General features: G+C 75.4%; 16 protein-coding genes and 1 pseudogene. 7 read left to right on the top strand and 10 right to left on the bottom strand.

The window, feature by feature from the left end:
* A pseudogene (locus tag ACWEO5_RS33085) lies at nt 1–766 on the top strand (hypothetical protein); the annotation flags it as partial.
* An 11-nt stretch (nt 767–777) separates the two neighbouring features.
* On the opposite strand, the gene ACWEO5_RS33080 reads toward ACWEO5_RS33085, so the two are convergent.
* On the bottom strand, nt 778–1773 hold the full coding sequence (locus ACWEO5_RS33080; protein ID WP_452165832.1) for an ABC transporter substrate-binding protein: 996 nt from the start codon (nt 1771–1773) through the stop codon (nt 778–780).
* Between the two features lie 128 nt (nt 1774–1901).
* Here ACWEO5_RS33080 and ACWEO5_RS33075 point away from each other — a divergent pair, with 128 nt between their 5' ends.
* The gene (locus tag ACWEO5_RS33075; protein WP_452165831.1) at nt 1902–2510 is read left to right on the top strand and encodes an HAD family hydrolase; all 609 of its coding nucleotides are present in this window, start codon (nt 1902–1904) and stop codon (nt 2508–2510) included.
* 102 nt (nt 2511–2612) lie between these two features.
* Here ACWEO5_RS33075 and ACWEO5_RS33070 read toward each other — a convergent pair whose 3' ends face one another.
* Nucleotides 2613–2864, bottom strand: a complete 252-nt coding sequence (locus tag ACWEO5_RS33070) for a hypothetical protein (protein ID WP_452165830.1) — start codon at nt 2862–2864, stop codon at nt 2613–2615.
* Nucleotides 2865–3040: 176 nt separating this feature from the next.
* Here ACWEO5_RS33070 and ACWEO5_RS33065 point away from each other — a divergent pair, with 176 nt between their 5' ends.
* Both ACWEO5_RS33065 and ACWEO5_RS33060 read left to right on the top strand, forming a co-directional pair.
* A complete protein-coding gene (locus tag ACWEO5_RS33065; protein WP_452165829.1) occupies nt 3041–4174 on the top strand; it encodes an alpha/beta hydrolase in 1134 nt (377 codons plus the stop codon).
* A 325-nt stretch (nt 4175–4499) separates the two neighbouring features.
* Nucleotides 4500–4883 carry a cold-shock protein gene (locus ACWEO5_RS33060; RefSeq protein ID WP_033250546.1) on the top strand — a complete coding sequence of 128 codons (384 nt, stop codon included), beginning with the start codon at nt 4500–4502 and terminating at the stop codon, nt 4881–4883.
* A 19-nt stretch (nt 4884–4902) separates the two neighbouring features.
* Here ACWEO5_RS33060 and ACWEO5_RS33055 read toward each other — a convergent pair whose 3' ends face one another.
* The 4 genes from ACWEO5_RS33055 to ACWEO5_RS33040 form a co-directional block, all read right to left on the bottom strand.
* Complete coding sequence (locus ACWEO5_RS33055) at nt 4903–5754, bottom strand: 1,4-dihydroxy-6-naphthoate synthase (RefSeq protein ID WP_452165828.1); 852 nt, start codon at nt 5752–5754, stop codon at nt 4903–4905.
* A gap of 1 nt (nt 5755) precedes the next feature.
* Nucleotides 5756–6436, bottom strand: coding sequence for a futalosine hydrolase (locus ACWEO5_RS33050; protein WP_452165827.1), 681 nt, complete (start codon nt 6434–6436; stop codon nt 5756–5758).
* An 11-nt stretch (nt 6437–6447) separates the two neighbouring features.
* On the bottom strand, nt 6448–6984 hold the full coding sequence (locus tag ACWEO5_RS33045; protein WP_452165826.1) for a hypothetical protein: 537 nt from the start codon (nt 6982–6984) through the stop codon (nt 6448–6450).
* Nucleotides 6985–7119: 135 nt separating this feature from the next.
* Nucleotides 7120–8460, bottom strand: a complete 1341-nt coding sequence (locus tag ACWEO5_RS33040) for an MFS transporter (RefSeq protein WP_452165825.1) — start codon at nt 8458–8460, stop codon at nt 7120–7122.
* A 495-nt stretch (nt 8461–8955) separates the two neighbouring features.
* On the opposite strand from ACWEO5_RS33040, the gene ACWEO5_RS33035 reads away from it, so the two are divergent.
* Both ACWEO5_RS33035 and ACWEO5_RS33030 read left to right on the top strand, forming a co-directional pair.
* Nucleotides 8956–9834, top strand: coding sequence for a DUF3027 domain-containing protein (locus ACWEO5_RS33035; protein ID WP_452165824.1), 879 nt, complete (start codon nt 8956–8958; stop codon nt 9832–9834).
* Between the two features lie 202 nt (nt 9835–10036).
* Nucleotides 10037–13324: a sacsin N-terminal ATP-binding-like domain-containing protein gene (locus ACWEO5_RS33030; RefSeq protein WP_452165823.1), complete on the top strand. Its 3288-nt coding sequence runs from the start codon at nt 10037–10039 to the stop codon at nt 13322–13324.
* 224 nt (nt 13325–13548) lie between these two features.
* On the opposite strand, the gene ACWEO5_RS33025 is transcribed toward ACWEO5_RS33030, so the two are convergent.
* Complete coding sequence (locus ACWEO5_RS33025; protein ID WP_452165822.1) at nt 13549–16008, bottom strand: HAD-IC family P-type ATPase; 2460 nt, start codon at nt 16006–16008, stop codon at nt 13549–13551.
* Nucleotides 16009–16094: 86 nt separating this feature from the next.
* Entirely contained in the window at nt 16095–16364 is a 270-nt protein-coding gene (locus ACWEO5_RS33020; protein WP_452165821.1) for a DUF2530 domain-containing protein, read from the bottom strand.
* A gap of 227 nt (nt 16365–16591) precedes the next feature.
* On the opposite strand from ACWEO5_RS33020, the gene ACWEO5_RS33015 reads away from it, so the two are divergent.
* Nucleotides 16592–18055, top strand: a complete 1464-nt coding sequence (locus tag ACWEO5_RS33015; RefSeq protein ID WP_452165820.1) for an NCS2 family permease — start codon at nt 16592–16594, stop codon at nt 18053–18055.
* A 57-nt stretch (nt 18056–18112) separates the two neighbouring features.
* Here ACWEO5_RS33015 and ACWEO5_RS33010 read toward each other — a convergent pair whose 3' ends face one another.
* Both ACWEO5_RS33010 and ACWEO5_RS33005 read right to left on the bottom strand, forming a co-directional pair.
* Complete coding sequence (locus ACWEO5_RS33010; RefSeq protein ID WP_452165819.1) at nt 18113–18271, bottom strand: hypothetical protein; 159 nt, start codon at nt 18269–18271, stop codon at nt 18113–18115.
* A gap of 21 nt (nt 18272–18292) precedes the next feature.
* The gene (locus ACWEO5_RS33005) at nt 18293–19612 is read right to left on the bottom strand and encodes a diaminopimelate decarboxylase (protein ID WP_452165818.1); all 1320 of its coding nucleotides are present in this window, start codon (nt 19610–19612) and stop codon (nt 18293–18295) included.
* Between the last annotated feature and the right edge of the window lie 173 nt (nt 19613–19785).

Genomic DNA, 19785 nt, shown 5'->3' with positions numbered 1-19785 from the left:
CCCCGCGCGGCCCCCGGCCCCGGCGGCACCCCCCGCGGTGCCGCCACCGGCGAAGCCCGCCCCGGCGAAGCCCGCCCCGGCGGCCCCGGCCCCGGGCCCGGCGGCACCCGCCCCGGCGATGTCCTCCCCGGCCGAGGTCGATCAGGTCTTCGCGTACACGGAGGACCTGGACACGCCGGGCTTCGGCAGTGACCAACCCGGCTGGACCGCCAGGTACTTCGACCTGCCCGGCGCCGAGCCCGCGCCGGAGCCGGAAGCCGAGCCCGAGCCCGAGCCCGAGGCGGAGGCGGAGGAGGCGGCGGCGCCCGACCCCGGGAAGCCGCGGCCGGGGGCGGGCCGGATCGTCCGGGCGGTGCTGTTCGGCAAGCCGAAGACGGCCGCTGACGTCCCGTCGGCGCCGGTGCCCGTGGCGGCGGGGTCCCGGAAGCCCGCGCCGCTGCTGCTGCTCGGGGCGGCCCTGCTGCTGGGCGGGGCGGTGACCGGCACGCTGCTGGTGATGCTGCTCGGCTGGGCGGTGGCGTACCTGTCCCGGGGCTGGACCGACCTGGTGAAGAAGTTCGCCGTGCTGGGCATCCCGCTGATCACGGTGACCGGCCTGACGGTGTGGAACTGGGGCCGGGAGAAGGGCCGTTGGGGCAGCCCGCTGACCCCCGGCACGGACGCGGGCGCGACCACCTGGGCGGCCGCGCCGGGCGTGCTGCGGGCGGCGGCGCTGCTGACGGCGCTGTTCGTGCTGGCGGTGACGCTGCGCCGCCGCAAGGACTGACCGGGCCGGGCTCAGTCCGCGCCGAGGACGTACAGGAGTTCGGCGATCAGGAAGTGCGCGCCGGTGTAGCCGATGCCCTGGAACCACAGCTGGTCGTCGACCGGGAAGGCGCGGTGCGCGCGGACGGCGCCCAGGGCGTGCCAGCCGGGGGAGGCGAGGGTGGCGGTCAGGCCGTTGCGGCCCGGGTCGCCGTAGCCGGCGTACAGCAGCAGGTCGCCGTCGGCGGCGGCGAGCTGGTCGGGGGTGGTCCCGAGGTCGAACCGGTCGGCGTTCTGCGCGTCCGGGCGGGGCAGGCCGAGGTCGGACAGGACGCTGCCGGGGAAGTTCTGCCGGGCGTAGACCCGGACGGCGGGCGAGCCCTCGACGAACCGGACCAGGCTGATCCGCTGCCCGGTGGCCCCGGCCGAGGCCAGCGCGGCCCGGGCCTGGTCGACGTGCCGCCCGTACGCGGCGACCGCGGCGGCGGCCTGCTCGCGCCGGTCCAGGGCGGCGGCGTGCAGCTGGAAGTCCTCCTTCCAGGGCGCGCCGGTGGTCCGGGTGACGACGGTCGGGGCGACCGCGCGCAGCGCCCCGGTGTGGTCGGCGTCCCGGGCCAGGTTGGTGAGGATCAGCTGCGGGCGCAGGGCGGCGATCGCCGCCGTGTCGGGGGCGGCCCCGATGTCGCCGACCACGGCGACCTCGGCCAGCCGGGAGGCGGGCCAGTAGGCGGGCAGTCCGGCGTCCAGCGGGGCCTTGGCGGCGCCGACGGGGGTGATGCCCAGCGTCATCGCGGAGTCCAGCTCGGCGGTGTCCAGCACGACCACCCGCCGGACCCCGCCGGGCACGGTGACCGGCCCGTCCGCCGAGGCCGCCGTGACGTCCGGGCGCGGGCTGGGGCTGGGCTGCGGGCTCCCGGCGGCGGTGCCGGACGGCGGCGGCCCGGCGGGCAGCACCTCCGGTCCGCAGCCGGTGAGCAGGACGGCGCCGAGCCCGGCGAGGGCGGCCCGGCGGGAGAGCGGGGGTGGCACCTGGGACCTCCGGCGGCGGTCGGACGGGCGGTGGGGCGGTGGCGGCGGGCGGTACGGCCAAGTATGTCCGCAATGCGGTTTTGCCCCCGGCTTTTCCGGCCGGAAACCCCGCTGGCTAGGCTGGCGGCATGGCTCTCACCGTCGGTTTCGACCTCGACATGACGCTCCTCGACACCCGCCCCGGCATCAAGGCCACCTACGACGTGCTGGCCGCCGAGACCGGCACCGTCATCGACTCCGACCTGGTGGTCAGCCGGCTCGGGCCGCCGCTGGCGCAGGAGCTCGCCAACTGGTTCCCGCCGGAGCGCCTGGACGCCGTCGTGGAGCGCTACCGCGAGCTGTACGTCGAGCACGCCCTCGCGCCGACGCTGGAGCTGCCCGGGGCGCTGGCCGCGGTGGCCGCCGTCCGGGCGGCGGGCGGCCGGGTGCTGGTGATCACCGGCAAGTGGGAGCCGAACGCCCGCCGCCACCTGGACGGCTTCGGCCTGGAGGTGGACGCGCTGGTCGGCGACCTGTGGGCGGAGACCAAGGGCGAGGCGCTGCGCGCGCACGGCGCGGACGTCTACGTCGGCGACCACCTGGGCGACATCCGCGGCGCCCGGGCGGCCGACGCCGTCGCGGTCGGGGTGGCCACCGGCCCGTACGGCCCGGACGAGCTCGCCGCGGCCGGTGCGGACGCCGTGCTGCGCGACCTCACCGAGTTCCCCGCCTGGCTGGCCGGGCACCTGGCCCGCTGACGCCCGCCGAGGGCCCGCTGAGCGCCTGCTGAGCGCCTACTGAGCGCTTGCTGAGGGCTTGTGCCGAGCGTCCCCGGGCGGCCGCCCGCCGGGGCCGGTGGTTCAGCCCGCGGCGGCGGCCCGCTTCGCGCGCCGCCGCCGGGCGCCCGCCCGGGCGTCGGCGAACAGGCCGGACAGCGCCACCAGCAGGCCCAGCGGCATCAGCATCGCCAGCCAGTACGCGAAGGACGGCAGCCGGGTCAGGTCGAAGACGTACGGCACGAAGACCGCGACGACGGACAGCATGCCCAGTCCGAACACGATGCCGCCGACGCGGACCAGGACGTCTCCCGGGCTGTCGGGCCGGTCGCTCACTCTCACCACTCCTTCGCGCGGGTCGCTCCCCCCGATTCTCCCACCGCGCACCCCCTCCGATCGGCGGGGGCGCGGCGACGCGCGCTCCGACTGAACGCTCAGGATTCCCAGGAATCCCTCAGGCATGCTGATGACCGGAACGGGAACGGCGACGGACGAGCGGGGCGTGCGGCGGGATGGGACTGACCGGTCACAAGGTGCTGGCGCTGTCGGCGCTGCTGTCGGTGCTGACGGTGGCGGGCACCGTCCTGCTCTGGCCCCGGCTGGCCGGGCGCGGCTGGCGGCCGGTGCTGGGCCGGCTCGGCACCGTCGTCGGCACCCAGCTGGCGGTGCTCTGCACGCTCGCCCTGCTGGCCAACAACTACTTCGCCTTCTACAGCAGCTGGGACGACCTGCTGGGCACCGGCGAGGACGGCCCGGTGACCATTCAGAACCAGCTGCTCGGCCGCGACCCGGGCGTCCAGCGGCTGTCCACCGAGAACGTCCGCGACACCGGCGCCACCGGCCGCGCCCCCGAGCAGGTCGGCCGGTTGGAGAAGGTCCGGCTGCCCGGGGCGTCCACCGGCCTGTCCACCGAGGGCTACGTCTACCTGCCGCCGCAGTACTTCCAGCCCGGCTACCAGGGCAAGCGCTTCCCGGCGGCGATCGCCGTCACCGGCTTCCCCGGCGACGCGAAGAACCTGGTCAGCAAGCTCAACTACCCGTCCGTGCAGCTGAAGCTGACCGAGCAGGGCAAGGCCCGGCCGATCGTGCTGGTGCTGATGCGGCCCTCCCCGGCGATGCCCCGGGACACCGAGTGCGAGGACGTGCCGGGCGGCCCGCAGACCGACCGGTACTTCAGCACCGACGTGCCCGCCGCGCTGCGCGCCTCCTACCGGATCGCGTCCGGGCCCGGCTCCCTCGGCGTGATCGGCAACTCCACCGGCGGCTACTGCGCGCTGAAGCTGGCGATGCGTCACCCCGACGTGTTCGCCGCCGCGGTGTCGCTGTCCGGCTACTACCGGGCCGCCGAGGACCCGACCACCGGAGACCTGTTCGGCGGCGACGGGCAGCGCCGCGAGCAGGCCGACCTGGACTGGCGCCTGACCCACCTGCCCGCCCCCGCCACCGCGCTGCTGGTCGGCGGCAGCCGGGAGGGCGACGGCGACTACCAGGAGCAGACCGAGCGGTTCCGGGCCGCCGCCAGGGGCACCGCGACCAAGGTCTCCGCGATCACCCTGGACAGCGGCGGGCACAACTTCACCACCTGGTCCCGGATGCTCCCGGCCTCGCTCGGCTGGCTCTCCGACCACCTGACCGACCCCGCCTGACCGGCCGCGCGTCACAGCGCGCAACTCCGTGCGCGCAAGGAGTTTCGACCCTCGCCGCCCCCGGGTATGCAGCCATCGCGCGGGCGGACCTGACGGATGGTCCACGAACGCCCGCCCGTCACCGATCGGGGGTGTGAGCCAGTGGACGGCGCAGCAGGCGCGAGGCACGGCCGCGCCCCGGTCCGGAATCCCTTCGCCGTTCCGCTGAACGCTGAGGGATCATTGCTCCACTGAGCGAAACCGGCCGCCCGCTCGGGGCGCCCGTCCGCACGTCCACCCGCGGCCCGACGGGGTCGCACGCACCCGATACCGAGGACTGTTCGAGATGCCCACCGGCCAGGTCAAGTGGTTCAACGAGACGAAGGGTTACGGCTTCCTGTCGCGCGACGACGGCGGCGAGGTCTTCGTCCACACCAAGGCGCTGCCCGCGGGCGTCACCACGCTGCGGCCGGGCCAGCGCGTCGAGTTCGGCGTCGCCGCCGGACACCGCGGTGACCAGGCGATGAGCGTCCAACTGCTCGACGCGCTGCCCTCGGTGGCCGCCGCCCAGCGCAAGAGCGCCGACGACATGGCCCCGATCGTCCAGGACCTGATCACCAAGCTGGACAGCGTCCTGCCGGGTCTGCAGCGCGGCCGCTACCCGAGCAAGCCGGAGGGCCAGAAGATCGCCATGGTGCTGCGCGCCATCGCGGACCAGTTCGACGTCTGAGCCCCGCCCTGACGACCGCTCAGGGGAAGGCCAGCGCGCCCGGGTCGACGGCGGGGACGAGTCCCTGCTCGGCGGCCCGGGTGAGCAGGCCGCGCACCGCCGCGTAGCCGTCCTCGCCGAGGTCCGCGGTGAACTCGTTGACGTACAGCCCGATGTGCTGCTCGGCGACGGCCGGGTCCATCTCCTGGGCGTGCGCCAGCACGTACTCCCGGGAGGCCGCCGGGTCCGCCCAGGCCGCCCGCACCGACTGCCGCACGGTGTCGGCCAGTTCGCGCAGCCGCTCGGCGCCCAGCGAGCGCCGGGCCACGATCGCGCCCAGCGGGATCGGCAGCCCGGTGGCCCCCTCCCACGCCTCGCCCATGTCGGCCAGGCAGTGCAGCCCGTACTGCCCGTACGTGAACCGGGCCTCGTGGATCACCAGTCCGGCGTCCACCTCGCCCGCCCGCACGGCCGGCATGATCTCGTGGAACGGCAGCACCACGATCTCGCCGAACCCGCCCGGCACCGCCTCGGCCGCCCACAGCCGGAACAGCAGGTACGCCGTCGAGCGCTCGCTCGGCACCGCGACCCGCCGCCCGGCCAGCGCCGCCGCCTCCAGCGGCCCGGCCGTCAGCACCAGCGGCCCGCAGCCCCGGCCGAGCGCCCCGCCGCAGGGCAGCAGCGCGTACTCGTCCAGCACCCAGGGCAGCTGCCCGTAGGAGATCTTCAGCACGTCCAGCTCGCCGCGCTCGGCCAGCCCGTTGGTGACGTCGATGTCGGCGAACCGGACCTCGGGCGCGCCGGCGCCCGGCACCAGGCCGTGCGCCCAGGCGTGGAAGACGAAGGTGTCGTTCGGGCAGGGTGAGTACGCGACGCTGAGCGGCTCGGCCATCTCAGACCTCCTTGAGCAGGTGGGGCAGCGGCGGCAGCGCGGCGAAGGCCCGCTCCAGGGCCGCCAGCGCCTCGCCGATCCGCCAGGACGCGCGGTCGCGCGGCCCGACGGCATTGGACACGGCCCGCAGCTCACCGGCCGCGAGCCCGAACCGGGCGGCCGCCTCGGCCGCCCCGAAACCCTCCATCGCCTCGGCCAGCGCCCGCGGGTGACGCTTCCTCAGCGCCCCGGCGCGCTCCGCCGAACCGGTCACCGTGGACACCGTCAGCACCTCGCCGACCGCCCCGCCGCAGGCCCCCGCGAGGGCCGCGACCAGGCCCGGCGGCACCGGGTGCCGCACCGCGCCGAAGCCCAGCTCGGTGACGTCCGCGAAGCCGTCCGGCGTCTCGGCGCCCAGGTCGGCCGCCACCACGGCGTCCGCCACCACCAGCGAGCCGAGCGGCGCGGCGGGTGCGAAACCGCCCGCGATGCCCGCCGACAGCACCAGCCGGTACCGGCCGCGGGCCAGCGCCACCGCCGTCCCCGCCGCCGCGGCCGCCGGGCCGACCCCGGCGGCCAGCACCCCGGCCCCCGAGCCCGGGCCCAGCCCGCGCCGCACCGCCTCGGCCTCCGCCTCCACGGCGACGACGACGAGCAGCCCGGCCGCGGGGCCGGACTGCTCGTCGGTGCGCTCGACGGTCATCGACCGGAGCGTCAGCTGTTCTTGTTGTTCAGGTCGAAGGCCCAGACCGCGTAGTACTCCTGGGACGCCTTGTCCTGCGAGACCACCGTCACCGAGGTCACGTCGTTGGAGGACATCAGCGGGCCGGCGCTCTTCGAACCGGAGTAGGTGACCCCGGTGACGACCTCGCCCTGCGCCCCGCCGGCCAGCGCCGTCTGGCCGCCGGAGCCGCCGTTGGTCAGCGCGAACCAGCCCTTCTTCGCCAGGTCCTTGGGCACCCCGACGCCGATCTGGTCGCTGGCCCGGACGTCCAGCTCCGGGAGCTTGCCGTCCTTGCGGGCCTGCTTGATCCCCTCCAGGCAGGCGCTGAGGGCGTCGTTGTCGAGCGGCTTGCCGTCGTTGTAGCAGAAGGGGGCCGCGGTGGTGCTGGAGGTGCCGACCACCATCGTCGCCACGTTCTCGCGGGGCTTGCCGGCGTCGTTCGCCCAGTAGATACCGGTACCGAGGGAGGCGGCGCCGACGACGACGACGCCGGCGATACCGGCGATGGCACGGGTGCTGAGGCTCATGCGCAAGAGGCTACTCGCCTTCCGTGATCACACGACGCCGGGGTGCCCGAGTCGCCCGAGGTTACGCCGTGCGCGGGCGCGCCGGGCACCCCGCCCCGGCCGCGCGGCGCACCCCGCCCCGGGCCGGGCCGCCGCTCAGGCCACCCGGGGCCGGGCCGTCGACCGGCGCGGCCCGACCCGCAGCAGCGAGCGGAACGTCCACAGCAGCATCACCGTCATCACGCCCGCCGCCACCGTCAGCCCCAGCACCGGGTTCAGCGGCAGCGAGATGCCCACCGCGCCGCCCGCCACCCAGCTCAGCTGCAGCACCGTCTCCGACCGGGCGAACGCCGAGGTCCGCACCGCCTCCGGCACGTCCCGCTGGATCAGCGCGTCCAGCGCCAGCTTGCCCAGCGACGCCGCCATCCCGGCGACGCCCGCCACCACCGTCACCGTCACCACCCCGTACCAGAGCGCCGCCGCGGCCGCCGCCACCGTCGCCAGCGCCAGCACCGAGGTCACCAGCACCTCCGAACCGCGGGTGCGCAGCCACGACCCCAGCACCGACCCCAGCGCGTTGCCCAGCCCCGCCGCCGCCGCGACCAGCCCCAGCGCCACCGTCCCCGGCAGGCCGCCCGGCGGCTCCCGGCGGATCAGGAACGCCAGGAACATCACCAGGAACCCGACCAGCCAGCGCAGCGCCGCCACCCCGCGCAGCGCCATCACCACCGAGGGGCCGACCGCCCGCAACACCCCCTTGGGGCGCGCCTCCTGCGGCTCCGAGAGCAGCTCCGCCCGCTGCTCGCCCTTCGCCGAATCCACCTGGTGCGGCAGGTGGAAGGCCATCAGCGTCCCGATCACGAACACCACGAACGCCCCGCGCAGCGGCCACCCCGGCCCGATCAGGTGCAGCAGCCCGCCCACCCCGCCCGCCACCAGCGTGGTCAGCAGACCCGCCAGCGTCACCCGCGAGTTCGCCTTCACCAGCGACAACTGGGCGGGCAGCAGCCGCGGCACCACCACGCTGCGCACCACCCCGTACGCCTTCGACGCCACCAGCACGCCCAGCGCCTCCGGGTACAGCGCCAGCCCGCCGCCGGTCACCGTCGCCGCCATCACCCAGGCCAGCGCCGCCCGCGCCAGCATCGACATCGCCATCGCCGAGCGGCGGCCGTTGGGCAGCCGGTCCAGCAGCGGGCCGATCACCGGGGCGAGCACCGCGAACGGCGCCATCGTGATCAGCAGGTACAGCGCGACCCGGCCGCGGGCCTCGCCGGTCGGCACCGAGAAGAAGATGGTGGACGCCAGCGCCACCGTGATCAGCATGTCGCCGAACGAGTTCAGCGCGTGCAGCTCGATCAGCTTCGCCAGGCCCGACTCGCCCGCGCCCTCCGCCGACGTCGCCCGCCGGATCCGGCGGCCCGTCCCGTGCACCACCCGGCCGGTGCGCACCCCCACCGCCGACGCGACGCGGGCCCAGAAGCCGCGGGCCCGCACCGTCGGCGGCTCCCCGGAACGCTCCTGACCGTCCGTCGGGCGCGCCTCGCCCGCCTCCGGCTCACCGGGGGCCACAGGATGCGGCCGCGACACGGCGGACGCCCCGGAACGGCCTTCGGACGGCCCGGGACGCGGTCCGTGCTGCGGCGGTTTCTCCTCCGCCACACACCCATCCTGCCCGAGAATCGCCGACCTAACGAGTGATTGTCCGGGCGTCGGCGCGCCCGCCCCCACGGCCCGGACTGTGCTGTACCGCCGACCGGCGGGTAGCCTGCACTACGCGCACGCCCGGCCTCCCGCAGGGGGGTGGCCGACCTGGGCGGCGCGGCCCGGCCACGGAGCGGCCCCGGGTCTAGCAGAATGGACCGGCCCCGTGCTCGCGGGGGCCGCCCCGGAGAGGTGCAGCGGCGGCCGGAGCGGGCCCCCGCCCACCGGGTGCCGCCGCGAGCCGCAGGACGACAGGACTGGGAGAGAACCGACGCCGTGAGTGCTGCGATGCGAAGCCGTACCCCTGACCGGCTCTGTGCGGAGGCCGTCGGCCTCGCCCGTCAGGCAGTGGTGGACAGCGTCGGAGAGGCCGTCGTCGGCCCCCACGTGAAGGCGGGCGCGGACGCCGAGCGCGTCGTCACCCACACCTTCGAATGCCTCGACCCGGCCTACCGCGGCTGGCACTGGGCGGTGACCGTCGCCCGCGCCCCGCGCGCCAAGAACGTCACCCTGGACGAGGTCGCCCTGCTCCCCGGAGCGGACGCCGTCCTCGCCCCGCAGTGGGTCCCGTGGAGCGAGCGCCTGCGCCCCGGCGACCTCGGCCCCGGCGACCTGCTGCCCACCGGCGCCGACGACCTGCGCCTGGAACCCGGCTGGACCGGCGAGGACGAGATCGCCCCCAACTCGGCGCTCGCCGAGGCCGCCGAGGACGAGGACGCCACCGCCGAGGACGTCCAGCCGGCGCCCGCCCGCGCCGCGATCGGCGCGATCGCCGAGGAGCTCGGACTCGGCCGCCCCCGCGTGCTGTCCCGGCGCGGCCTGCACCAGGCCGCCGAACGCTGGGAGACCGCGTACGGCCCGCAGACCCCGATGGCGCAGTCCGCCCCCGCCTCCTGCGACACCTGCGGCTTCCTCGTCCCGATCGGCGGCTCGCTCGGCCAGGCGTTCGGCGTCTGCGGCAACGAGTTCGGGCCCGCCGACGGCCAGGTCGTCTCGCTCGCCTACGGCTGCGGCGCGCACTCCGAGGCCGCCGTGCTGCCCGCCCCGCCCGTCCCCAGCGAACTCATCCTCGACGAGACCGTCGTCGAACCCCTCCCGCTGCGCCCCGACCGCACCTCCGGCTCGGTCGAACCGGACGGCCCGGCCGAGGAACTCGGCCACGCGTAGGCGCCGCGCTCCGGCAGGTGCGCGCACAGCGGGATCGCGAAGCGGCGGCAACCCGCCGTCCGTGCCGCGATCCCGCTGACGCCCGTCGCCGCCGCCCGCGGTTCCCCGCGCCCCCGGTTCCGCGCCCAGCGCGCGTGGCCCGTCGGAGACGACTGGCAGAATGCCGACTCGTACGCAGACCACGCGAAGGGCGGCTCGGCACGTGGAGTCTCGGATCATCGGCAGCGCGGCGTCCCCCGAGGAGTCGGACGTCTTCGACACGGCCCGGCTGCGGCACACCGTGCTCACCGCCTGGACGGCCGCGCCCGCCAGATTCCGGGAGGACGCCAACGCCGAGGAGGAACTCGCCCTCGGCGGCTACCGGGACCGGCTGATCGTCGAACTCGCCCAGAACGCGGCCGACGCGGCCGCCCGGGCGGGCGTCCCCGGCCGGCTCCGGCTGACCCTGCGCGACGGCGTGCTGGCCGCCGCCAACACCGGCGCCCCGCTGGACGCCGCCGCGGTCGAGTCGCTCTCCACCCTGCGGGCCTCCGCCAAGCGCGGCGACGAGCGGGAGGTGGTCGGCCGGTTCGGCGTCGGCTTCGCCGCCGTGCTGGCCGTCAGCGACGAGCCCGCGGTGCTCGGGCACACCGGCGGCGTCCGCTGGTCGCTCACCGACGCCCGCACGCTGGTCTCCGGAATCCCGCAGCTCACCGAGGAGTTGACCCGGCGCGAGGGCCACCTGCCGGTGCTCCGGGTGCCGTTCGCGGCCGAGGGCGAAGCCCCCGAGGGCTACCACACGGTGGTCGTCCTGCCGCTGCGCGACGCCGCCGCCGAGGACCTCACCCGGCGGCTGCTCGCCGAGGTCGACGACGCCCTGCTGCTGACCCTGCCCGGCCTCGCCGAGGTGGTCGTCGACACCCCCGAGGGCGTCCGCACCCTGACCCGCACCGCGCACCCGCCGCGCCCCGAACAGCTGCCCACCGTCACCATCACCGACGGGGAGCGCAGCACCACCTGGCAGACCGTCAGCGCCACCGGCACCGCCGCCCCCGAGCTCCTCGCCGACCGCACCACCGAGGAGCGGGCCCGCCCCCACTGGACGCTCACCTGGGCCGTCCCGGTCGACGGGGCCGGCCGCCCGCAGCGCCCGCGCACCACCCCCGTGCTGCACGCGCCCACCCCCAGCGACGAACCGCTCGGCGTCCCCGCCCTGCTGATCGCCTCGTACCCGCTCGACCCGACCCGGCGGCACGTCGCGCCCGGCCCGCTCACCGACTTCCTCACCGAGCGCGCCGCCGACGCCTACGCCGACCTGCTGCGCGCCCGCGGCGCCGACCTCGGCTCGCTGGACCTCGTCCCCGCCCCGCTCGGCCAGGGCGCGCTCGACAACGCGCTGCGCACCGCCGTGCTGGCCCGGCTGCCCGAGACGCCCTTCCTGCCGCACCCCGACGGCACCGAGGAGGGCACCCCCGCGCTCCGCCCGCGCGACGCCGTCGTGCTGGAGGGCGCCGACCGGTCGGTGGTCGAGGCGCTCGCCCCGATCTTCCCCGGCCTGCTCCCGGCCGGCCTGGAGCGCCGCACCGAACTGCGCACCCTCGGCGTGCGCCGCACCCCGCTCGCCGAGGTGGTCGACCAACTCGGCGGCCTGGAACGCGAACCCGCCTGGTGGCGGAGCCTGTACGCGGCCCTCGGCGGCGCCGACCCGGAGGCGCTCGGCGCGCTGCCCGTCCCGCTCGCCGACGGCCGCACCGTCACCGGCCCGCGCCGGGTCCTGCTGCCCTCCGACGCCGCCGACTGGGCCGGCTACGAGGGCTACCCCGACGCGCTCGCCGAGGCCCTCGACCTGCTCGACCTGCGGCTGGCCCACCCCGAGGCCGCGCACCCGCTGCTGGCCAAGCTCGGCGCCGCCACCGCCACCCCCGCCGGCGTCCTGGACACCCCCGAGGTGCGCGCCGCCGTCGCCCGCTCGCTGGAACTCGGCGAGGACGACTACGACGCCGCCGTCGACCTCGCCGACGCCGTCCTGGCCCTGGTCAGGGCCGCCGCCCCCGCCCCCGGCGAACACCCCTGGCTGGCCCGCCTCGCCCTGCCCGACGACGAGGGCGAACTCGCCCGCGCCGGTGAACTCCTGCTCCCCGAAAGCCCGCTGGCCCACCTGGTGGACGAGGACGAGGCCGCCTTCGTCGACGACGACCTGCTGGAACGCTGGGGCCCCGAGGTGCTGGCGGCGGCCGGCGCGCTCACCTCCTTCACCCTGGTGCGCGCCGAGGACGTCGTCCTCGACCCCGACGACCTGGAGCGCCTCGACCCCACCGCCCCCGCCGACCGGGCCGCCGGCGGTGCCCCCACCGGCCTGCTCGACGAGGCCCCCGACGGCCTCGCCGAATGGTGCGAGGACGCCCTCGAAGCCCTGCACGCCGACGACGCCGGGGAGTTGGGCGTCCCGCCGGTCGCCGCCGAACTGCTCGCCGTCCGGGACCTCGACCTGGTCGCCGACGACGCCTGGCCCGAAGCCCTCGCCCTGCTCGCCCGGCCCCCGTACCGGGACGCCGTGGTGACACCAGTGCGCACCCTGCTGCCCGACGGCAGCTACACCGACCTCCCCCCGTACACCGCCTGGTGGCTGCGCGACCACCCCGTCCTGGACGGCCGCGAACCCGCCGGCCTGCGCGCCGCCGGGGCCGACCCGCTGCTCCGCGGCCTCTACGACGAGGCCCGGACCGACCTCGACCCGCAGTTCCTGCACGCGCTCGGCGTGCGCACCACGCTGAACGCGCTGCTCGCCGAACCGCACGGCCCCGACGAGCTGATCGACCGGCTCACCGACCCGCTCTCCGAGGTCAGCCACCGCCAACTGCACGGCATCTACAGCCTGTTGGCGGCCCTCCCGGCCGAGCGCGTCGAACCCCTGGACGTGGTGCGGGCCCTCGCCCCGCTGGACTCCGAGAGCGGCCGTCGGGACGACCGCACCGTCATCGTGGACGCCGCGAACGCGGTCGTCGCCGACGCCCCCGACCTGGTCGAACTCCTCCACGACCACGCCGTGCTGCCCGTCCACCCGCTGCTCGCCCCCGCCCTCGCCGAGCGCCTGCACGTCTCGCTGGCCAGCGAGGTCGCCGGCGGCCGGGTGCTCTCCGAGGGCACCCTGCACCGCACCCCCGCGGTGGTCCGCGAACTCCTCCCCGGCTGCCCCGCCGTCTACGAGGAGCACGACGAACTCCTGGTCGTCGGCCCCGACGGCGAGGAGGCCCACGTGGCCTGGCGCTGGGACACCGGCGCGACCGCCCCCGAACTGCCCTACGACCCGGACACCGCCGAGGCCGCCGACGAGGACGACGAGTTCGACGTCCCCCCGGTCCCCGGCCTGCTGCACGCCGCCACCCCCGAGGGCCTCGCCGCCGGCCTCGCCTGGTCCGTCCACCAGTGGCACCGCCGCTTCGAGATCCTCGCCGCCCTCACCGAACCGGACCGGGCGTACGAGCTGCTGGCGGCGCGCGACTACGAGTAGAGCCCCCGACAGGGGCTCGGGGAACGGCGAGGCCGTGGCTGCGGGCGGTGCACTGCCGTTGCGTGCGTCTGCTTCGGGTTCTGTTTCAGACACGCAGCAGCACGGACCTTCGATGGGCTCCGGTCGTCAGCAGCACGGACCCGCCGTTCCCCGGGCCCCTGACGGGGCCTGTGCGCAGCACGGACCCGCCGTTCCCGGGCCCCTGGCTGTTCCCCTTCGAGCGTCTAGGAGTTCTTCTCGACGAAGATCCGCGAGGTGACCTCCAGCAGGCAGCCCGCGATCAGGGCGATCGCGACGCCGGTCAGCGGGTCGCGCCAGCCGACGAGTTGGAGCTGGAAGAAGTCGGCGAGCCAGGGGACCACCAGGACCAGGGCGAACGCGCCCGACATGGTGCCGATCAGCAGCAGGCGCCACCAGGTGTAGGGGCGGGCGACGATGGCGAGGACCCAGATGGCGGTGATGAACAGGGTCAGGGTGGCGACCGAGGTGTCGGCCTTCAGGGTGGTCTCGTCGTCGCCGCGGGCCAGCGCGTACGCGGTGAAGGTCGCGGCGCCGCAGACCAGGCCGCCGGGGACGGCCAGTCGCAGGACGCGGCGGACGAAGCCGGTGCGGGCGCGCTCGTTGCTGGGGGCGAGGGCGAGGAAGAACGCCGGGATGCCGATGGTCAGCGAGGACAGCACCGTCGAGTGCCGGGGCAGGAACGGGTACGGGACCTGGGTGAACACCACCAGCAGGGCCAGCAGCACCGAGTAGACGGTCTTGACCAGGAACAGCCCGGCGACGCGTTCGATGTTGCCGATCACCCGGCGGCCCTCGGCGACCACCGAGGGCAGGGTGGCGAAGCGGTCGTCCAGCAGCACGATCTGGGCGACGGCCCGGGTGGCGTCCGAGCCGGTGCCCATCGCGACGCCGATGTCGGCGTCCTTGAGGGCGAGGACGTCGTTGACGCCGTCGCCGGTCATCGCGACGGTGTGGCCCTTCGACTGCAGGGCGCCGACCAGGGCGCGCTTCTGCTGCGGGGTGACCCGGCCGAAGACGGCGGTGCGGTCGGCGGCCTCGGCGAGCTGCCCGGGGTCGGTGGGCAGGGTGCGGGCGTCGGTCGCGGTCTCGGCGCCGGGCAGGCCGAGGTGGGCGGCGACCGCGCCGACCGAGACGGCGCTGTCGCCGGAGATGACCTTGGCCCGGACGTCCTGGGAGCGGAAGTAGCGCAGGGTGTCCGCGGCGTCCTCGCGCAGCCGCTGCTGGAGGACCAGCAGGGCGAGCGGCTCCAGTCCGGCGGCCGGGTCGGGGTCGTCCAGCGGGAGCGGGCTGCGGCCGAGCAGCAGGACCCGCAGGCCCTTGGCGCCGAGCTCGTCCACCTCGGCGAGCGCGGGGGAGCCGGCCGGGAGCAGCACGTCGGGGGCGCCGAGCAGCCAGCTGCCCTCGGTGCCGCCGGGCTCCAGCAGCTGGACGCCGCTCCACTTGCGGGCGGAGGAGAACGGGACGGCCTCCAGCAGCCGCCAGCGGCCCTCCGGCGGGGGCCCGTACGCGTCGATGACGGCCTGCATGCTGGGGTTGGGGCGGGTGTCGGCGGCGCCGATCGCGCCGAGCGCCTCGGCCAGGACGGCCCTGTCTGCCCTGTCGGTCCTGTCGGTCCTGTCGGTCTTCTCGGTCGACGGCGTCCCGTCGGAGCCGGCGAGCGGGCGGAGGTCGACCAGGTCCATGCCGCCCTCGGTGAGGGTGCCGGTCTTGTCGAGGCAGACGGTGTCGACCCGGGCCAGGCCCTCGATCGCCGGGAGCTCCTGGACCAGGCACTGCTTGCGGCCGAGCCGGATCACGCCGATCGCGAAGGCCACCGAGGTGAGCAGCACCAGGCCCTCGGGGACCATCGGCACGATGCCCGCCACCATCCGGCGCACGGCCTCCTTCCAGTCGTTGCGCTGCACCGCGAGCTGGCTGATGATCAGGCCGATCGCGGTGGGGACCAGCAGGTAGGTGATGAAGCGCAGGATCTGGTCGATGCCGGTGCGCAGCTCGGACTTGACCAGGGTGAACCGGCTGGCCTCCTCGGCGAGCTTGGCGGCGTACGCCTCCCGGCCGACCTTGGTGGCGGTGAACGCGCCCGCGCCCGCCACCACGAAGGAGCCGGACATCACGTGGTCGCCGGGGTGCTTGAGGACGGGGTCGGGCTCGCCGGTCAGCAGCGACTCGTCGATCTCCAGGCCGTCCGCCTCGGTGACCGTGCCGTCCACCACGACCTTGTCGCCGATGCCGAGCAGCACGGTGTCGTCCAGCACGATCCCGCCGGCGGTGACCTGCACGGCGGCGCCGTCCCGACGGACCTGGGGGCGGGCCTCGCCGATCAGCGCGAGGCTGTCCAGGGTCTTCTTGGCGCGCATCTCCTGGACGATGCCGATCGCCGTGTTGGCGACGATGACCAGGCCGAACAGGCCGTCCTGGATCGGGCCGACGACCAGGATGATGCCGAACATCACCCCGATGATCGCGTTGAACCGGGTGAACACGTTGGCCCGGACGATCTCCCGCACCGAGCGGCTGGAACGCACCGGGACGTCGTTCAGCTGCCCGCGGGCGACCCGCTCGGCGACCTCGGCCGCGCTCAGCCCGGGCTGGTACGCACCGCCGGCCCCGGTGGGGTGCGCGCCGGGGCCGTGCGGGGCGGTGCCTTCCGCTGAGTGCGTCATGGCACCGACTCTAGGTGGGCGTTTTGTCCGGTGCGTCCCGCCTCGGGGCGGATTCCGGCCGGACGGGTGGCGGGGTCCGGGCGGGGCTAGCGCGCGGGTTCCCCGGCGGCCTCGGCGGCGCGGGCGCGGCGGATCGCGGCGCGGCGGGCCGTGCAGTACTTGAGGCCGATCAGGCCGAGCAGCCCGCCGGACAGGCAGATCCACGGCCAGGTGCCGTGCCCGTGGTCGGAGAGCCACCCCTGGAACGGCACCAGCGCCACGAAGCCGACGAACCAGAGCACCGTGCCGGTGCCGACGATGGCGACGTCGTTCCCCTCCAGGGGCGGGGGAGCGGTGCGCAGTGCGGTCTTGGGCATGGGCCCTAGCCTAAGGGGCGGGCCCCGCACTCCGGCAGCGGCGGTCGGCTCCGCGGAGCCGGTGCGCATGCAACCCGGGAGGCCCGAACGTGACTGATCATGACCGCAACGGGTCGAATCTACGCGCGAAGATGGCGCGTGCACGACCGGAATCGACATACTGAAAATCCCCCCAACCTTGCTTCGCCCGGTCTCCCCCGGCCTCCCCCCGATCGAGGACCCCCGACATGTCTCCGCAGGCCCAGTCGACCACCGCGTCGCCCGAGCCCTCCCAGAACGCGCCGCAGCCCCCGTCCGGCGCCCTGGACCGCTTCTTCAGGATCTCCGAGCGGGGCTCCACCCTGCCCCGCGAGATCCGCGGTGGTGTCGCCACCTTCTTCACGATGGCGTACATCCTGGTGCTCAACCCGATCATCCTGGCCTCGGCCACGGACATGAACGGCGCCCACCTCGCCGGCGGGCAGCTGGTCACCGCGACCGCGCTCACCGCCGGCCTGACCACCCTGCTGATGGGCGTCATCGGCAACGTCCCGATCGGCCTCGCGGCCGGCCTGGGCGTCAACACCATCGTGGCGCTCCAGCTCGCCCCCAAGATGACCTGGCCCGACGCCATGGGCATGGTCGTGCTGGCCGGCTTCGCGATCATGCTGCTGGTCGCCACCGGCCTGCGCGAACGCGTCATGAACGCCGTCCCGCTCGGCCTGCGCAAGGCGATCGCGATCGGCATCGGCCTGTTCATCACCCTGGTCGGCCTGGTCGACTCCGGCTTCGTCACCCGGATCCCGGACGCCGCCCACACCACCGTCCCGCTCCAGCTCGGCGTCGGCGGCCACCTGCACGGCTGGCCGGTGCTGATCTTCATCGTCGGCCTGCTGCTCACCATGGCCCTGGTCATCCGCAAGGTGCCCGGCGCGATCCTGATCTCCATCGCCGTGATGACCGTCGCCGCGGTGATCATCCAGCAGGTCGCCGACCTCTCCGCCGAAGCCTGGGGCCTGACCGTCCCCACCTGGCCCGGCAACCCGGTCTCCACCCCCGACTTCGGGCTGGTCGGCCACTTCAGCCTGTTCGGCGGCTTCTCGCACGTCGGCATCCTCACCGGCATCCTGTTCGTCTTCACCGTGCTGATGAGCTGCTTCTTCGACGCGATGGGCACCATCCTCGGCGTCGCCGACGAGGCCCACCTGCTCGACGAGAAGGGCGACCTGCCCGGCATCAACAAGATCCTGATGGTCGACGGCATCGCCACCGCCGCCGGCGGCGCCACCTCCGCCTCCGCGAACACCTGCTTCGTCGAGTCCACCGCCGGCGTCGGCGAGGGCGCCCGCACCGGCTTCGCCTCGATCGTCACCGGCGCGCTCTTCATGCTCGCGCTCTTCCTCACCCCCCTCGCGACCATGGTCCCCGCCCAGGCCGCGACCCCCGCCCTGGTCACCGTCGGCTTCCTGATCCTGGCGAACTCCATCAAGGAGATCGACTGGTCCGACTTCACCATCGCGATGCCGGCCTTCCTCACCATCGTGATGATGCCGTTCACCTACTCCATCACCAACGGCATCGGCTTCGGCTTCATCGCCTTCTGCCTCCTGCGCCTCGCCGCCGGCCGCGCCCGCACCGTCCCGGTCGCGCTGTACGGCGTCGCCGCCGTCTTCGCCTTCTACTACCTGATGCCGGCCCTCGGCCTGCTCTGACCTGAACCACCCGGGAACGGCCCTCCTCCGCGTGCTGCGGGGGAGGGCCGTTCGTCGTCAGGGGGTGCGCAGGAGCGGGGCGAGGCGGGTGGTGAGGAGGGTGGCGGCGGGGAGGAGGTGGGCGGGGTCGGGGGTGCGGACGAGGAGGATGACGATGACGACCAGCAGGGTGCGGTCGGCGGGCGGGAAACGGCGGGCGGGGCGGGTGCGGGACATGGGCGGTCCTTCGTCGGAGGGTCAGGCGCCGGTGCGGGCGACCAGGTCGTCGATGCTCTGGGCGGGGCGCAGGGTCTCGAAGCGGACGGTGCCGTCGGGGGCGGTGCTCGCGCCGTGGACGGCGGGCTCGGGGAGGCTGTTGTACGAGAAGTGGTTGGAGGCGTAGTACGCCCCGCAGTCGAGCAGGCAGTACAGGTCGCCGGGGGCCAGCAGGGGGAGCGGGCGGGCGCGGGCGACCAGGTCGCCGGCGAAGCAGCACGGGCCGGCCACGTCCTGGGGGACGGGGGCGCCGTGCTTGGCGGCGCCGGAGGGGTGGTGGGTGCTGATCCGCAGCGGCCAGCTGTCGGGCATGAAGACGGTGCGGGTGGCGACCTGGGCCCCGGCGTGGCCGATGGCGATCGGGCGGCCGCCGGCCACCTTGGTGTACTCGACGTACGAGGCGACGAAGCCGGACTTGGCGAGCACGGAGCGGCCGAACTCGGTGGTCAGCCGGTAGCGGCCGTCGAACAGCACGGGGGCGTGCGCGCGCAGCCGCTCCACGTAGGCGTCCCAGCCGGGGGCGGTGCGGTCGTCGGCGAAGTTGACCGGGAGGCCGCCGCCGAGGTCGATGCCGGTGACCTGGCGGCGGCCCAGCTCCCGGTTGATCCGTTCGGCGAACGCGGCGGTGGTGGCGATGCCGGTGGCCATCAGGCCGAGGTCGATGCCCTGGGAGCCGACGTGGCAGTGCAGTTCGGTGAGCCAGGGGCGGGCCCGGAAGGCTTCGACCAGGCGGGCCGCGTTGCCGGTGTCGGCGAGCGGGACGCCGAACTTGGAGGTGGCGGTGGCGGTGCTCATCGCGGCGATCCGGCCGCCGCCGACCTGAGGGTTGATCCGGATGCCGATCCGGGAGGAGCTGACCCGGTCGGCCAGCAGGGCGTCGACGCGGGCGAGTTCCTGCCAGTTGTCGATGTTGACGCTGACGCCGAGGTCCAGTGCGAGGGCCAGTTCGGCACGGGTCTTGGCGGGGGAGTCCAGCACGATTAGCTCCGGGGGGAAGCCCGCGGCCAGCGCCTGCGCGAACTCGCCGGGGCTGGCCACCTCGCACCCCATGCCCAGCTCGCGCAGCCGGCGCAGCACCGGGCCGAGCGGGTTGGCCTTGGCGGCGAAGGCGTGCCGCACCCCCAGTTCGGCGGGGAACGCGGCCTGCAGGGCGGCGACCGTCCCGGCGACCGCGTCCAGGTCGAGGAAGGCGGCCAGCGGGGCCCGCTCCGGGTCGAGCAGGCCCTGCCGGACGGCCGCGCGCAGGACGAGTTCGCGCCGTTCGGCGCTGATCAGGGGCGTGGAGGGGCGGTTCTCGGGCATGGGGACACACTCCGCACGGATCGGGCTCGGGAGGGAGGGGCCGGACCGGCGGACCAGCGCCGGGGCCGTGCCTCCAGGATGGCCGCGGCGGCGGGGGCCGAGTAGTACCGGCCGGGCCGGGTTTCCGGGGTCGGCCCGGCCGCCGCGCACCGCCGTCGGGGCGGGGGCCGGCC

The sequence above is a fragment of the Kitasatospora sp. NPDC004272 genome (assembly GCF_053603035.1).
Note: the sequence above shows the minus strand (reverse complement) of the source record. Positions and strands in the feature narration are given on the sequence as shown.

Bases quoted from the DNA above. Each gene is read 5' to 3' on its own strand.
- ACWEO5_RS33075 (WP_452165831.1), top strand. From the start codon at position 1,902: ATGGCTCTCACCGTCGGTTTCGACCTCGACATGACGCTCCTCGACACC.
- ACWEO5_RS33065 (WP_452165829.1), top strand. From the start codon at position 3,041: ATGGGACTGACCGGTCACAAGGTGCTGGCGCTGTCGGCGCTGCTGTCG.
- ACWEO5_RS33060 (WP_033250546.1), top strand. From the start codon at position 4,500: ATGCCCACCGGCCAGGTCAAGTGGTTCAACGAGACGAAGGGTTACGGC.
- ACWEO5_RS33055 (WP_452165828.1), bottom strand. From the start codon at position 5,754: ATGGCCGAGCCGCTCAGCGTCGCGTACTCACCCTGCCCGAACGACACC.
- ACWEO5_RS33050 (WP_452165827.1), bottom strand. From the start codon at position 6,436: ATGACCGTCGAGCGCACCGACGAGCAGTCCGGCCCCGCGGCCGGGCTG.
- ACWEO5_RS33045 (WP_452165826.1), bottom strand. From the start codon at position 6,984: ATGAGCCTCAGCACCCGTGCCATCGCCGGTATCGCCGGCGTCGTCGTC.
- ACWEO5_RS33035 (WP_452165824.1), top strand. From the start codon at position 8,956: ATGCGAAGCCGTACCCCTGACCGGCTCTGTGCGGAGGCCGTCGGCCTC.
- ACWEO5_RS33025 (WP_452165822.1), bottom strand. From the start codon at position 16,008: ATGACGCACTCAGCGGAAGGCACCGCCCCGCACGGCCCCGGCGCGCAC.
- ACWEO5_RS33020 (WP_452165821.1), bottom strand. From the start codon at position 16,364: ATGCCCAAGACCGCACTGCGCACCGCTCCCCCGCCCCTGGAGGGGAAC.
- ACWEO5_RS33015 (WP_452165820.1), top strand. From the start codon at position 16,592: ATGTCTCCGCAGGCCCAGTCGACCACCGCGTCGCCCGAGCCCTCCCAG.
- ACWEO5_RS33010 (WP_452165819.1), bottom strand. From the start codon at position 18,271: ATGTCCCGCACCCGCCCCGCCCGCCGTTTCCCGCCCGCCGACCGCACC.
- ACWEO5_RS33005 (WP_452165818.1), bottom strand. From the start codon at position 19,612: ATGCCCGAGAACCGCCCCTCCACGCCCCTGATCAGCGCCGAACGGCGC.